Raw genomic sequence first — 13,509 nt, 5'->3', positions numbered from 1 at the left:
CGCTTCTTCCTGAATCTCAAGATGGAGCGCGTCTGGCCGAACAACTATGCCAACCATCCCGAGGCCACTCGCGATGTGACCGACTACATCGTCGGCTTCTACAACAGCACCCGCCTGCACTCGATACTCGGTTACCTGCCGCCGAATGTCTATGAACATCAAATGGCAGAAAAACAACCTATCCCGGTGTCCGAAATTACTTGACCACTACAGAAATCCCTCTGGTGGACAATCATCGCGAACACCTGGTCGAGGTGGTCTTGCGCACCGGGTAAGGTCGTGCTCCAGGCCTTGCACGTCTGGGGATTAGGCAGGCACCTGCCCGACGTGTGGCGCAGAAAAGTCTGGTGACTGCGCTTGTCGGGCCAGGGCTCGTACGCCTTGCACGCAGCCATGGCGGAGAGGACATGCACCAGGTCGGGATGATCGACGCGCCCCTTGGGCGGCCGCAACCGCTTGCCCGCCCGCACGAATCCGCTCGCACAGTGGTCCGGCAACACGATGGTGGTCAAGGACCCGAATAGGCTTGGCGTGAAGAACGCTGGTCATCCCCGCAAGCCGTTCGCGATATCGATCCGCCAACATTTCAGTCATGGCCGCCTCCGACCACTCGTTTTCGCTACGACCACACCTTGTAAGCTGTTTGGTTCCGGCTCCGCCGCTTTGCTTGAAGGACGCGTTGCGCTGCGCTGGGGACGGGAGGGGACCAGGCGGCACCTCGGCAATGCACCGCTCAATGGTGTTCGTCACCGGCCGTCAGATGCGCCTTGATCAGGTGCTGCAGGACGGCCATCAGCGCTGCGCTGGTAATCCCGAACATCAGCACCCCGTTGGCTGCCTCCAGGGGGCCCAGCAGCTTCCACTGCTGGCTCATTACGACGTCGCCATAACCCAGCGAGGTGAAATTCACCGCCGAATGGTAGACCGCCTGGTAGAACTCATCGAACTCTCCCAGACCGACGAAGATGGCTCCCCAGACCGCCATCTGCGTGAAGTTGCCGGCCATCATGATGATCATCACCACCAGCAGCGGCCGGACTCCAGCCAGAATCCCCTGCCTGGACAGTCGGCGAGCAGACTGCCGCATATAGTACCGAACGCTCCAGAAGGTCACCGATGCCTGAAGAACCAGGCAAAGCAACATCGTCGGCAACCCGACTGCCAGATTCATGAAGGTCATGCCCCCTCCGAGTTCAGCTGCGTTCGAAAAACAAGGCTCGCGGTCGCGAGGCGCGCCAACGTTCCAGCACCCAGACTGTTGCCCAGGCGTACAGAGATACGCCTACGTACAGCACGACACGGACCGCGGAAGCTTGCACGACGTCCTTGCCGCTGGCGCTGTCTTCGATCGCCGGCCCGAGCAGGACCAACAGGGTCACCAGGGCATTGCTCCAGAACGATGGCGGGAAGGCACTGGCCTTGAGGCCAAAGATCCGTGCTCCGCTCCACAGGGCGGCGCCGCTCATCCACAGCATCAACATCCACAGATTCGGCCACAGCGACAGGCCGAACCAGACCAGCAACGCCATCCACGCCCCCATCAAGGTCGACCCGACCAATTCGCGCCCTGCTGAACGTGCTTTCGCGGAACCTGCCTGCTGACCCAGCGCCACCGTCTTCATGATCGCTGCCAGGTAAGACGACGGGTCGCTCAAGGCCAGCACGAACACCGGCACGACGATCACCGTCGCCCGCAGAGCGATCCAGCCGGCCGTCTCGCGGCTGATCGTCGGCGGCCCCTGCCGCTCGCCAAGCGGCGCCGGCGGGTCGGGAAAGAAGGCGTGCGAAACGCCGCTGACCACGATCCCCAACAGAACTCCCACGCTCACCGCGACGCTGAGCACCGAGACCAGCGCCTGATCCGCCACTCCAGCCACCGGGATCAGGGTGAAGGAAACCACCAGGATCAGGGTCAAGGGGTTGGCGGTGCGGATGCCGAAGAAGAACAGTCCGTAAAGCGCCGCACCGGTCAGGAGCACGCCACTCAGCGCGTAATGCTCCAGCAGGGGCACCATCACCACGCCGGCAAGCACCAGCACGGCGAGCAGCAGAGCGATCGCCGCGCCCTTGAACATCGGGATTGGGGGCCCGGGCTTGCACAGCACCATCACCGCCAGCAGACAGGCCACGAAGGGCATCGGCAATGCCAGACCGTAGGCGACCAGAACCGCCAGAGCCAGTCCGATCGCCAGCCGCAACACCGCCTTGTCGGCCTGCTCCATCCCTGGCGACTCAGTAGAGGTACGAAAGAAGGCTCATCAACCGGATGTAGGCGGCGCCGAGTGCATTCATCAGCGGATTTTCACCGGTATAGACGAGCACGCCAGCCTGCCCACCCACCCGGACCTTAGGCAGGCGCTCCAGTTCCGAGGCGTCGAACTCGACCGCCACCGGAAAGCGCTGTGCCTGGCGCAGCCAGTCGCGGCTGTTCTGGATCGTCGGCAGCGTCCCCGGCTGTGCCGGCTGGCCCGAGCTGACGCCGCTGCCGACGCTGCGCACCCGGCCCTGCAGCACTTCGCCCGGCATGAAGTCGAGGACGATCGCCACCGCATCGCCGCGCTCGACGTGGCCGAGGTTGTTCTCGGTCATCTCGGCGCTGATCCACAGGTCGTGCATGGCGATCAGGGTCATCGCCGGCGCGCCCGCCTGGGCGAAATAGCCGACGTCGGTACGCAGGTCGGTCACCCGACCATTGGCCGGGGCAAGCACCCGGGTCCGCAGCAGGTCGAGTTCGGCCTTCTCGATTGCCGCGCGCGCGCTGCGCAGCTGCGCGTTGTCGTCACCGCTTTCGCCCGCGGCTTCCTGCGCCCGGGTCAGCTCGGCCTCGGCGGCCTTTTCCTGACTGCGCGCCTGCACCCTGGTCGCCTGCGCACCCTCCAGGCGGCGCACCGAGATCGCGCCCGGGTCTTCCGCATACAGATGCTCCTGCCTCGTCGCATCGGTGTCGGCCTTGCGATGATTGGCCTGCGCCGCCTGCAACGACGCCCGCGCCGCCGCTACCGCCGCCACCGCCGCATTGACCGAACGGCGCACCGACTCGTAGTCCGAGCGCGCCCGTTGCAGCGCGATCTGGTACTGGCCCGGATCGATGTCGAACAGCGGCGTCCCGCGCTGCACGTCTTCGTTGTTACGCACATGCACCTTCAGCACCTTGCCCGCCACCTCGGCGGCGACCGGCACGACAAAGGCCTGCACCCTGGCCTGCGAGGTGTAGGGGGTCAGGCGATCGGCGGCAAAGTACCAGAGCAGACTGCCAACGATCAAGGTCAGGACCACGATCGACCCGATCCGCGTTCCTTTGCCTGGCATCACGGTCGACTGCTCGGGCACGACAGAAGCTGGCGCCTCGTCCGGCTGTACGGCTTCCTGGCTCATGGCGCTCCCGTTGTGGCTTCATCCAGTTGTCGATAACGTTCCGGCGGCGGCAGCGGCTCCAGCAGCATTTCCTTCCAGGCACTGCGCTCGCCCATCGTTTCGCGCGTGTCGGCGTCGAGCACCGGACGGCCGCGCCCCTGTTGCCAGCCGCCACCCATCGCCTTGTAGAGAGCGATCAGGCTCTGCGTCACGTCGCCGAGATTGCTGACGCGGCGCTCCTGTTGGCTGAACAGCGTTCGCTGCGAGTCGAGCACCCGCTGGAAGTCGGTCAAGCCTTCCCGGTACTGGGTGTTGGCGATCTCCAGCGAGCGCCGCGCCGCCTGCACCGCTTGCGTCAACAGCGGCGTCTGCGCCCTGCTGCTGGCAAAGCCGACCGCCGCGTCATCGACCTCGCGGGCCGCCTGCAAGACCACCCCCTGATACTGCTCGAAGAGCTGCTGGAAGCGCGCATCCTGCACCAGCACCTGGTTGGTCAGCCGGCCATGGTCGAAAACGTTCCACACCAGACTGGGCCCGACAACCCAGTCGAGCCTGGTGGTCGACCCCGCCAGCGAGGTGGACGACAGGCCCAGCGACCCCAGCAAGGAGATCGATGGATAGAGATCGGCCTGGCTGACGCCGATCAGCGCCGACTGAGCGGCGAGTTGCATTTCCGCCGCCCTGACGTCCGGGCGACGGCGCAGCAAACTGGCGGGGAGGTCGACGATCACCGCCAGATCGGCCTGCGGGATCTGGTCCCTGCCGCCGGCCATTTCGGGCAGCGGCCCAGGGGCCCTGGCCAGCAACACGCTCAAGGCGTTCCGGGTCTGCCGCAGAGCGCCGTCGAGCTGGGGAATGGTCGCCAGGGTGCCGAGGTACTGGCTGCGCGCCTGCTGCACATCGAGTTCGGTGTCATTGCCGCTCTTGAAAAGCCGCTCGGTGATTTCCAGGCTGCGCTGCTGTATGGCGGCGTTCTCGTGGGCGATCAGCAGGCGCAACTCAAGGGTGCGGATCGAAGAGTACAGCGTGGCGACCTGCGCGGCCATCAACACCTGCAGCTGATCGTATTGCGCGATACTGGCGAAATAGCCGGCATCTGCCGCTTCGATGCTGCGCCGGAACTTGCCCCAGAAGTCGAGCTCCCAGCCGATACCGAGTCCGGCCCCATAGCTCGTGAACGTGCTATCCGGCCCCCCGTCTTGTCGCTGACCAACGCGCAAGGCTTCGCCCGTAAGCTGCTGAAGCTGCGGGTAGAGCGTGCTACCGGCAATCGCCAACTTGGCGCGCGCCTCCAGAATGCGCATCCCGGCGGTCCGCACGTCGGGGTTCAGGCGTTGCGCTTCGGCGATCAGGCGGTCGAGCACCGGATCGTTGAATGAGCGCCACCACTCGTCGTTCGCTGCCTGCGACTGTTCACTTTCGCGCTGCTCTGCGGCCAGCGAGGCGAGCGACCCGCCTGACCAGTCCGCCAGCCAGGAAGGCGTTGCCGGCCGCTTGAAGTCGGGGCCCACCGTGGTACAGGCGCCGAGCAGGAGCAGCCCGGCCAGGGCAGGCGCGACTGTTCGACTCACCGACACCCCTGCGTGGCCTCAGGCAGCGGGTGGCGCATCGTCTTGAGCCGGCTCCGGCCCCAAACGGTCACCGGCGGCGACCCCAGCCGACCCTTCGCCGACGGCGACGCCACCCAATTGGTCGCTGGCTGCGACCCAGCCCATGAAGATCTGGTAGCCCAGCGCCAGCAGGGTCGCGCCAACAAACATTCCCAGGATGCCGGTGGCGGCCATGCCGCCGAGTGCGCCGAGCAGCACCACCGGCATCGGCGCATCGACCCCGCGACCGAGCATCAGCGGTTTCAGGACGTTGTCGGCCATTCCGGCGACGACCAACAAGGCACTGTAGCTCGCTGCGGCGACCGTGCCGTAGTCGCCCACCGTCCACATATAGGCAATCGCCGGCAGGGTCACCAGCAGCGCGGGAACTTGCGCGATGCCCAGCAACAGCATGACCAGAGACAACACCCCGGCCCACGGGATACCGGCGACCAGCAAGGCCAGACCGACGATGATCGCCTGGATGAAGGCCACCCCGATAACCCCCATGGCGACGGCACGAACCGTCGAGGTCGAGAGATTGGTGAATTCCTCACCGCGCAGCGGGCCGGCAATACGGCAGAAAATGGCCCGGGCACTGCGCGCCCCCGATTCGCCGAAGGCCATGATCACGCCGGCGATGATGAACGAGAACAGGAACTGCAGCAGTTCGCCGCCGATGTTGGCGACCATCGCCAAGGCCTGTTTGGCCAAGGTGCCGATCTTGGGCTGCAGGGTCTGGATCAGTGCCGGCAGATCGCTGTGCGCCAACGACCAGATTGCATCGAGCCTCTTGCCGACCACCGGCCAGTCGGCCACGGTCGCGGGAGGCGCCGGCACCTGAAAGGTATTGCTCTTCATGCTGGCAATCAGGTCGTGGATCGAATCGCCCATTGAGCTCGCCAGCAGGGTGGTCGGCACGACGATCACGGCGATTCCGGCCAGGACCAACAGCGTAGCCGCCCGGCCCTGCCTGCCACCCAGGCGGCTGGCCAACTTTTGCTGGAGCGGATAGAGGGTGATCGCCAGGATCAGCGCCCACATCATCAAGCCCAGGAAAGGCGAGAAAATCCGGTAGCACAACATCACCAGGGCTAGAATCAGGCCGGCCCGGATGAAAACGTCCAGCAGCTTGTCGGCCAAGCGCTTCTCAAGCTGACCGTCTGGCTGATATGGCCTGTTCATGATACGGCTCCCTTCCCCAAGTGTCCGCATCCGCCGGATGCGCGTGATTCGACTTCAAGCCACTGCTTCGGCGCCCGCCCGCATGGCTCTCATTCCCCCCGGCAGCGCTGGATAACAGCCATGTCAGCCACTCTCGTCATGATAACGGCCACGCTGCCGATGGTCGCGCGCGGCACCCCTCAGCTGGCGACCGGCAGCGTGACACGAAATCGCGCGCCCTTGCCGGCTTCGCTTTCCGCCCGGATGGACCCACCCATCCGGTCGAGCGCCTTGCGCGCGATCGCCAGCCCGATCCCCGTCCCGGGGTAATCCTCGGCACGCTGGAGCCGCTGGAAGATATCGAAGATGCGGTTATGGAAACGCATGTCGAAGCCGATGCCATTGTCGGCGATCTCGATCTCCACCGCGTTGCCGTTCCGCGTGCAGCTGATCCGGATCACTGCCGGCCTGGCATCGAGCGAGAACTTGATCGCGTTATCGAGCAGATTGCGCAACACCAGGCGCAGCCCGTCGGGGTCGGCCCGTGGCGCCAGACCCGGCGGGTCGACGCGGATCTGAAGCTGCACCGCTTCGGGGTCGTCGTGGCGCTCGCCGCTCACCTCGTCGAGCAGCGCCACCAGCTGGACCGGCCGGGTCTGCAGGGACTGGCGCTCGATCCGCGAATACGCCAGCAGGTCGGCAATCAGCTGGTTCATCTGTTCGACGCCGCGACGCACATTGTTCAGAAACTGCCGGCCTTCGTCGTTCAACTGGTCGGCGTGGTCCTCAAGCAGGAGCTGGCTATAGCCATCGATGCCGCGCAGCGGCGCCTTGAGGTCGTGCGAAACGGAGTAACTGAAGGTCTCCAGTTCCTTGAGCGCGCGGGAAAGTTCAGCCGTCCGCTCGGCCACCCGGCGCTCCAGCTCGACGTTGAGCTCGCGGACCCTGCGCTCGGCGCGCCGGATCTCGGTGAGATCATGGGTGATCCCGAGAATCTCGCGCACCGTTCCATCTTCCTGCGGCAGAGGAACGCAGACAATGCTCAGACTGCGTGGCTCGCGATCCCCGAGCCGCAGTTCGACGTCCACCCGCTGGTTGGTCCCGGATGCGAGACACGCCTCGAGCGCCGGCAGCCAGGCGCCGCACACCTCGGCAGGCCAGACCTGGTCGTCGCGGCAACCGACGAACTCCCCGGGAAGGCGCCCGGTAATCGCGGTCGTCGCATTATTGATGTACTGGATGCGCAAGGCGCGATCGTACAGGACGACGGCGTCGGGAATATTGTCCAGCGCGCGCTGCAGTCGCTGCTGCGCCTCGCGCAGGGCTTCGGTGACCTGCCGTTGCTCGGTGACGTCCTGGATCGTCCCGCTCAGCCGGACCACTTTCCCGTGCACGTCCCGGATCGCCCGAACGCCGCCGACGAAGTACGCCAGCGGCCCGCGCTCCGGATGACGACGAAGCAGCACGCGTTCCGGTGCGCCACCCGCGGTCGCCTCCGCCAGCATTGCCAGCACCGCGGCGCGGTCGTCGGGGTGCACCCACTCGATCGCGCGCTCGGCGTTTGGCGGGGCCTGGGCGGGATCGAAACCCGTCAAGCGAAACATTTCGGCCGACCACTCGCAGACGCCGCTTGCCAGATCGATCTCCCAACTGCCGAGCAGCGCGATCGCCTGCGCCTCGTTGAGCCGCGCCTCGCGCTCGCGCAAGGTGGCCTCGGTCCGCTCGCGCTCGCTGATGTCGCGGGCAATGCCGAACACGCCCTCGACCCGGTCGCCGATCAGCAGTGGCCCCTTGGTCGTCTGGTAGATGAATTCGCCGGCCGCGCCGATTACCGGCTCGTCGTACACTTGGGTCCTGCGGCTGGCCATCGTCCGCGCGTCATCGCGCCGAAAGCGTTCGGCCAACTGTTGCGGGAAGAGATCGAAGTCGGTCCGCCCGATGATCTGCGCCAGCGGCCGCTGCAGCAGCGCCGCCAGCGCCGAATTGGCGACCAGGTAGTGGCCGGATCTGTCCTTGACGAAGATCGAGTCCGACGCTCCTTCGACCAGCGCGTGCAGCATCACCTGCAGGCGCAGCAATTCGGACTCACGGGCCTTGCGCTCGGTCACATCCTGCACCGTACCGAACAAGCGGGTCGCCCGGCCGTCCGGTGCATGCTCGGCCCTCGGCCAGACCGCGACGTGGCGCTCGACGCCGTCCGGCCGCAGAATGCGATATTCGATTCCCGCGACCTCCTCGTCCGGGCGGCTGTCGAGCAGCTTCTTCAGGAAGCGCGCGTACGTCTCGCGGTCGTCCGGATGCACACGCGCTTCAGCACCACCCAGGGAGACTCGCTGGCCGGCTGGCAAGCCGAAGATCCGGTACACCTGGTCCGACCAGCTGAGCTGGTCCTGGTCGACCACGTACTGCCAGTTGCCGACGTGCGAAATAGCTTCGGCAACGCGCAACCGTGTCTCGCTGGCCCGCAGACCCCGCTGTCGCCGGACCACTTCCTGCGCCAGCTGTCGGTTCCACAGCAGCAGCAAACCCGAGGCCAGCACCACCACCGCGGCCGCACCGCCAGCCCACTTGAACACCGTGGCCTGCGGCAAGCCAGGCGACGGCACGTGCAGCCATTTGCTCAGCATCAGCGAACGTTCCGCGGGCGCAACGGTGCCGAGGGTGCGATCGAGGATTGCCGCCAGCTCGGGCCAGTCGGCACGCACGCCGAAGCGCAGGGGCGTCTCCATGCCGGCCAGCGGCGGATTGGCATGGACCTTCGGCAAGCCGAGCGACTCGAGAACGCCGAACGCACTGGCCGCGTCGGCGACGACCAGGTCGACCCGCCGCTGATCAAGCGCCAGCAGCGCTGCGGCGACCGAGGGATACGGCACGATCCTCAGCGTCGTCTCGGCGCCGAGCCGCGCCTGCGCGACACCACCGGCAAGCACTCCGACACTGCGGCCGGCAAGCTCGGCCGGCTCACCGCCAAGCGACACGCCGGCCAGCGCGAAAACCATCAGCGACGCCCGATGAAAGGGCGTCGTCAAACGCATCTCGTCGGCCGCTGCACGCGCCGAGACCGACACCAGGTCCACCCGCCCATCGCGCAGCAGCGCATCGAGCTCGTCGAGGCTATCGGCCACGACCTCTTGCAACTCGACGCCGGTCTGGTCGCTCAGGCGCTGCAGATACTCCGCCGCCAGTCCGGCATGCCGACCGCCGGGATCAATGAAACTGAAGGGCTCCAGGGCCCGCGCGACGCCGACCCGGAGCCGCTTGTGGCTCGCCAGCCAGGTCGCCTCGTCGTCCGACAGCGGCGTATGAAAAGCGTCGATCGGTGCACCGACGGGAATCCAGCGGGCAAAGATCGCCGCCTTGTCGGCCTCGGGAAGGACGTTCAGCGCCTGGTCGAAAAGCGCCGCCAACTCCGGCCAGTCCCCGCGAACGGCGATGCGCTGACCGTTGTCGCGCATCTCGAAAGCGGCGTTCACCTTGAGGTTGCTGATACCGTTGCGGCTCGCCTGGTAGGTGTTGATCCCCAGCACTCCGACATAGGCGTCGGCGAGACCGCTGGCGACCGCCTGCAGCCCCTCCAGCGGCGTCGCCACAAAGAGCGGCCTGAGCGACGGGAAGCGCGCCATCACCTGCTGCGACGACGAGTATTCCTTGACCAGCGCCACCTTGAGCGGCGCCAGATCGGCCGCAGATAGCAACTTCGGCGCGTCGTCGCGGGTCATGATCACCAGCGGCGTCGGGATGTAAATCCGGGCGAACTCGAGAAACGCCTCGCGCTCGGGCAAACGCACGACGGTCGCCAGCGCATCGATCTCGTGCGCCTGTACTGCCGCCATCAGCTGCGGCCATGACAGATCGGTGACCGCCTCGATGCGCACGCCCAGCTGCACGGCCAACCGCGCGACAAGGTCCGCTGCCACTCCCTGAACGCGCCCCTGGGCATCGACGAACGAATACGGCGCGTAGTGGGGATCGAAGCCCATCCGGATCACCCGATGCCGGCTCAGCCACCTTGTTTGCTGGGGCGACAGTGCCAGCCCGGTCGCTGGCTCGCTCGCCGACGCCGCGCCGGCAAGGCACAGCAGAATGCCGAGCAGGATCCGCACGGTCAGCGAAACAAGACTGGGGGAGAAAGCATGCATCGCGAGCCTCGCGCACGTTGCGGCCGAAACGCCTGGGAGCAAGCTCGACAGTGTACCGCCGGGAGCTTCCCCAGACGATGATAGCGCCCACGGCGATCACCAAGGCAGGAATTCGATCTCGGGAACCACCGCGCACCCCGCTTGCGGGTACCCGGCAGCCAAGCCGCCCAGTCGCGCGCGACGAAGCGCTGGGCTGGTCACCGCTCATCGGCCACCGCAAGCGGCCCCCGGCACCACGTCCCGGTCAGGAACGGGGACTAGGGCCGGGCCTCCGGCGCCGCCAGATTGATCTGCATCAGGGCAAAGAAACGGTCGTAGAAGCGCCCGGCGGGGATGGTTTCGCTGGCCACCTTGACCAGCGAATCCTCGCTCGACGACAGCGGGATCGACAGCGAGCCGAGTGCCGCGACACCGACGCTGGCCGGGTTCGGGCTCTTCTTGAGCGCGTAGCGGTCCTGGATCGCGCTGACGTAGGCGGTCGCCAGCCTGCCCGCCGTGCCGACCGGCGCACAGACGACCGTGAACACGATCTGCACATGCACTTCGCCTTCGGGCTGGAAACTCTTGGTCGCACTGATGAACTCTGGCCGCTCGGTCGTCAGCCGGTAGCCCTGGCTCAGCAGCGAACGACGCGCCGCCTCGCAGGTCGCTTCGACGCTGGCGTCGAAAAGGCGCGAGAAGGTCTCGTTGGCCTCGAAAGTCTCGTTCTGGTAGACGGCGACACGACCGGACTCACTGGCGCAGCCGGCCAGCAGACAGATCACGCTGAGCACCGACAGCCCGGTACGCAGCGCCAGCGCCAGGGTCCGGCCAGGCACCACGCCAGCACGGGGGGCACGCTGGCGGAGCCGATGAACAGCCATTGATCGTGAATTCATTGACACCCCCGAAAGTATAGGTGGCCGTGTGAACGGTCGTCAAATGCCGGCCTGCCGGATGGCGCCCTGCAGTCGATGACCGACCATCGGCCGGCTGCCGGCGCGCTGTTCGCCAGCCCACCAGCCTGGCCAACGCCAGGCGCGATCCGAACCGGGACTTCGCCGGTCGCTCGGCTGGCGACCACGGCCGCGGCCGAGGCGCTGCCTGAGGCGGCCTCAGCAACGCGTCCGATAGGGCTCCTCGAAGTCCAGAAAGTCGTTCTCGGCGAGTGCGCCGGTGGTCCACTCGACCACCGCTGGCAGCGCCTGCACGCGATCGACATAGGCGGCGATCACCGGCGGGAGCGGCACCGCGTAGGTGACAAAACGCTTGACCACCGGTGCAAAGAAGGCGTCGGCGACGCTGAACCTGCCGAACAGCATCGGCCCGCCATGCGCCGCGAGCAACTCGCTCCACATCTGCAGCAGGCGGTCGACGTCGCCTTTGACCTGCGCATTCTCGCGCAAGATGCGCTGCCCCACCTCGGGCAGCGAGGCCTCGATGTTCATGCCAAGGTGATTACGCAGGGCGGCGAAGCCGGCGTGCATCTCGGCGCAGACGCTGCGTGCGCGGGCGCGCGCCTGCCGGTCGGCGGGCCACAGCTGCCGTTCCGGGAACTTCTCGGCCAGGTACTCGGCAATCGCCAGCGTGTCCCATACCGCCCAGCCCTCGTCTACCAGCACCGGCACCCGGCCGGCAGGGCTGTGACGCGCGACCTCGATCTTGAATTTCGAAGCGGCCGTGCACTCGTCAAGACGAATCATCACCTCGTCAAACGTAATTTGCGCCTGCTTGAGCAGCACCCACGAGCGCATGGACCACGACGAGTAGTTCTTGTTGCCGATGTAAAGCTGCATGGACATGGGAACGAACCTTTCATTTCAGGGCGCGGTTGGCTGCGACTTGCGCCACCAGCATTCTGCGCCAGCGGTGTCGTGCTCAGTGACGGAAGCCGGAAGCCTCGGCGGCACCCAGCGGCGCGGGAATCGGATGTTTGGCGAGGAAGTCGATCGCTCGCTGGATGTCCTCGACCAGTAGCGCCCCGAGGTCGCGGCTGACACCGTGGCGAACGAGAATGCGCTGGATCACCAGACCCTGGCAATTGGCCGGCAGCGAGTAGGCGGGGACCTGCCAGCCACGACTGCGCAGGCGGTCGGCCAGATCGTAGAGAGTGAATCCCGGATCGACGCCGTCCCTGATCCTCCAGCACAAGGCCGGGATTCCCTGGTGACGATCACCGCCGTAGAGGATTTCGAAGGGCCCGAGCTTGCCAATCCGCTCGGCGAGGAAAGCCGCGGTCTGGTAGCAGGCGGAGTGAATCTTGCGGTAACCCTCTTTTCCGAGCCGCAGAAAGTTGTAGTACTGGCAAACGACCTGCCCACCCGGCCGCGAGAAGTTCAGGGCGATGTCGCGCATGTTGCCGCCGAGGTAATTGACCCAGAAGATCAATTCCTCGGGCAGGTCTTCGACTTCCCGCCAGATGACCCAACCGACGCCAAGCGGCGACATTCCGAACTTGTGGCCCGAGGTATTGATCGACTTGACGCGCGGAATACGGAAGTCCCAGACCAGTTCAGGCGCGCAAAATGGCGCCAGGAAGCCGCCGCTGGCCCCGTCGACGTGCATCGGGATGTCCAGCCCGCTGTCCCGCTGCAACTCGTCGAGCGCGTCGGCCACCGCCTTGACCGGCTCGTACTGGCAGGTGAAGGTCACCCCCAGCGTCGGCACGACGCCGATGGTGTTGTCGTCGCAACGCCTGATGACCTCCGCGGGGGTCATCAGGAAACGTCCATCCTCCAGCGGGATCTCGCGCAGCTCGATGTCCCAGTAACGGGCAAACTTGTGCCAGCAAATCTGCACCGGACCAGTGATCAGGTTGGGCCGGTCGATCGGCTTGCCGGCCGCCTTCCGTCTGGCCTCCCAGCGCCTTTTCATGGCCATGCCGCCAAGCATCGCCGCCTCGCTCGACCCGCTGGTCGAGCAGCCGATGGTGTTCGCCGCTGCCGGCGAGTTCCAGAGGTCGGCGAGCATGTGCACGCAGCGCGCCTCGATTTCGGCGGTCTGCGGGTACTCGTCCTTGTCCACCATGTTCTTGTCCATGCACTCGTCCATCAAGCGGTGGACTTCGGGCTCGGCCCAGGTCTGGCAGAAAGTCGCCAGGTTCTGGCGCGCGTTGCCGTCGAGCATCAGCTCGTCATGAACCACCGAGTAGGCATGCCGCGGATCGTGCTCGGCCAGCGGGAACTTGTACTTCGGCATGCTCACCGCCAGATCGGCCGAGGCGTACACCTCGTCGTCGAGTCGTTCGCGTACGCTGTCTTTCGCGTGTAAGGGCATCGCTTCCT

General features: G+C 66.1%; 10 protein-coding genes. 1 reads left to right on the top strand and 9 read right to left on the bottom strand.

Going from position 1 to position 13,509, the window contains the following annotated elements; all coding sequences use genetic code 11:
- Nucleotides 1–204 (top strand): IS3 family transposase (locus tag Q1L50_RS00580; RefSeq protein WP_300335147.1); only part of this gene is annotated, 204 nt, incomplete at its 5' end.
- A gap of 529 nt (nt 205–733) precedes the next feature.
- On the opposite strand, the gene Q1L50_RS00575 is transcribed toward Q1L50_RS00580, so the two are convergent.
- From Q1L50_RS00575 to Q1L50_RS00535, 9 genes are all read right to left on the bottom strand, one after another.
- Nucleotides 734–1,180, bottom strand: a complete 447-nt coding sequence (locus Q1L50_RS00575) for an ion channel (protein ID WP_300335145.1) — start codon at nt 1,178–1,180, stop codon at nt 734–736.
- Between the two features lie 13 nt (nt 1,181–1,193).
- The gene (locus Q1L50_RS00570; RefSeq protein ID WP_300335144.1) at nt 1,194–2,222 is read right to left on the bottom strand and encodes a DUF2955 domain-containing protein; all 1,029 of its coding nucleotides are present in this window, start codon (nt 2,220–2,222) and stop codon (nt 1,194–1,196) included.
- Nucleotides 2,223–2,232: 10 nt separating this feature from the next.
- Nucleotides 2,233–3,375, bottom strand: a complete 1,143-nt coding sequence (locus tag Q1L50_RS00565; protein WP_300335143.1) for an HlyD family secretion protein — start codon at nt 3,373–3,375, stop codon at nt 2,233–2,235.
- Nucleotides 3,372–4,931 carry a TolC family protein gene (locus Q1L50_RS00560; RefSeq protein ID WP_300335141.1) on the bottom strand — a complete coding sequence of 520 codons (1,560 nt, stop codon included), beginning with the start codon at nt 4,929–4,931 and terminating at the stop codon, nt 3,372–3,374. Before Q1L50_RS00560 ends, Q1L50_RS00565 begins: the two co-directional genes overlap by 4 nt.
- 12 nt (nt 4,932–4,943) lie before the next feature.
- Complete coding sequence (locus Q1L50_RS00555) at nt 4,944–6,128, bottom strand: AI-2E family transporter (RefSeq protein WP_300335139.1); 1,185 nt, start codon at nt 6,126–6,128, stop codon at nt 4,944–4,946.
- Nucleotides 6,129–6,307: 179 nt separating this feature from the next.
- Nucleotides 6,308–10,246 (bottom strand): transporter substrate-binding domain-containing protein, encoded by a 3,939-nt coding sequence (locus Q1L50_RS00550; protein WP_300335138.1) that lies wholly within the window; start codon nt 10,244–10,246, stop codon nt 6,308–6,310.
- Between the two features lie 257 nt (nt 10,247–10,503).
- Complete coding sequence (locus tag Q1L50_RS00545) at nt 10,504–11,109, bottom strand: DUF2242 domain-containing protein (RefSeq protein ID WP_300335137.1); 606 nt, start codon at nt 11,107–11,109, stop codon at nt 10,504–10,506.
- A gap of 231 nt (nt 11,110–11,340) precedes the next feature.
- Nucleotides 11,341–12,021 carry a glutathione S-transferase family protein gene (locus Q1L50_RS00540; protein ID WP_300335149.1) on the bottom strand — a complete coding sequence of 227 codons (681 nt, stop codon included), beginning with the start codon at nt 12,019–12,021 and terminating at the stop codon, nt 11,341–11,343.
- Nucleotides 12,022–12,103: 82 nt separating this feature from the next.
- Nucleotides 12,104–13,501, bottom strand: a complete 1,398-nt coding sequence (locus Q1L50_RS00535; RefSeq protein WP_300335136.1) for a glutamate decarboxylase — start codon at nt 13,499–13,501, stop codon at nt 12,104–12,106.
- Between the last annotated feature and the right edge of the window lie 8 nt (nt 13,502–13,509).

It is taken from the genome of Accumulibacter sp. (assembly GCF_029255145.1).
GTDB lineage: Bacteria > Pseudomonadota > Gammaproteobacteria > Burkholderiales > Rhodocyclaceae > Accumulibacter.
This window is presented reverse-complemented; position numbering and strand designations above follow the sequence as displayed.

What these genes read in the sequence shown, in the direction of transcription:
- Q1L50_RS00545 (WP_300335137.1), bottom strand. Translation starts at nt 11,109, where the DNA reads ATGGCTGTTCATCGGCTCCGCCAGCGTGCCCCCCGTGCTGGCGTGGTG.
- Q1L50_RS00540 (WP_300335149.1), bottom strand. Translation starts at nt 12,021, where the DNA reads ATGCAGCTTTACATCGGCAACAAGAACTACTCGTCGTGGTCCATGCGC.
- Q1L50_RS00555 (WP_300335139.1), bottom strand. Translation starts at nt 6,128, where the DNA reads ATGAACAGGCCATATCAGCCAGACGGTCAGCTTGAGAAGCGCTTGGCC.
- Q1L50_RS00550 (WP_300335138.1), bottom strand. Translation starts at nt 10,246, where the DNA reads ATGCATGCTTTCTCCCCCAGTCTTGTTTCGCTGACCGTGCGGATCCTG.
- Q1L50_RS00565 (WP_300335143.1), bottom strand. Translation starts at nt 3,375, where the DNA reads ATGAGCCAGGAAGCCGTACAGCCGGACGAGGCGCCAGCTTCTGTCGTG.
- Q1L50_RS00535 (WP_300335136.1), bottom strand. Translation starts at nt 13,501, where the DNA reads ATGCCCTTACACGCGAAAGACAGCGTACGCGAACGACTCGACGACGAG.
- Q1L50_RS00570 (WP_300335144.1), bottom strand. Translation starts at nt 2,222, where the DNA reads ATGGAGCAGGCCGACAAGGCGGTGTTGCGGCTGGCGATCGGACTGGCT.
- Q1L50_RS00575 (WP_300335145.1), bottom strand. Translation starts at nt 1,180, where the DNA reads ATGACCTTCATGAATCTGGCAGTCGGGTTGCCGACGATGTTGCTTTGC.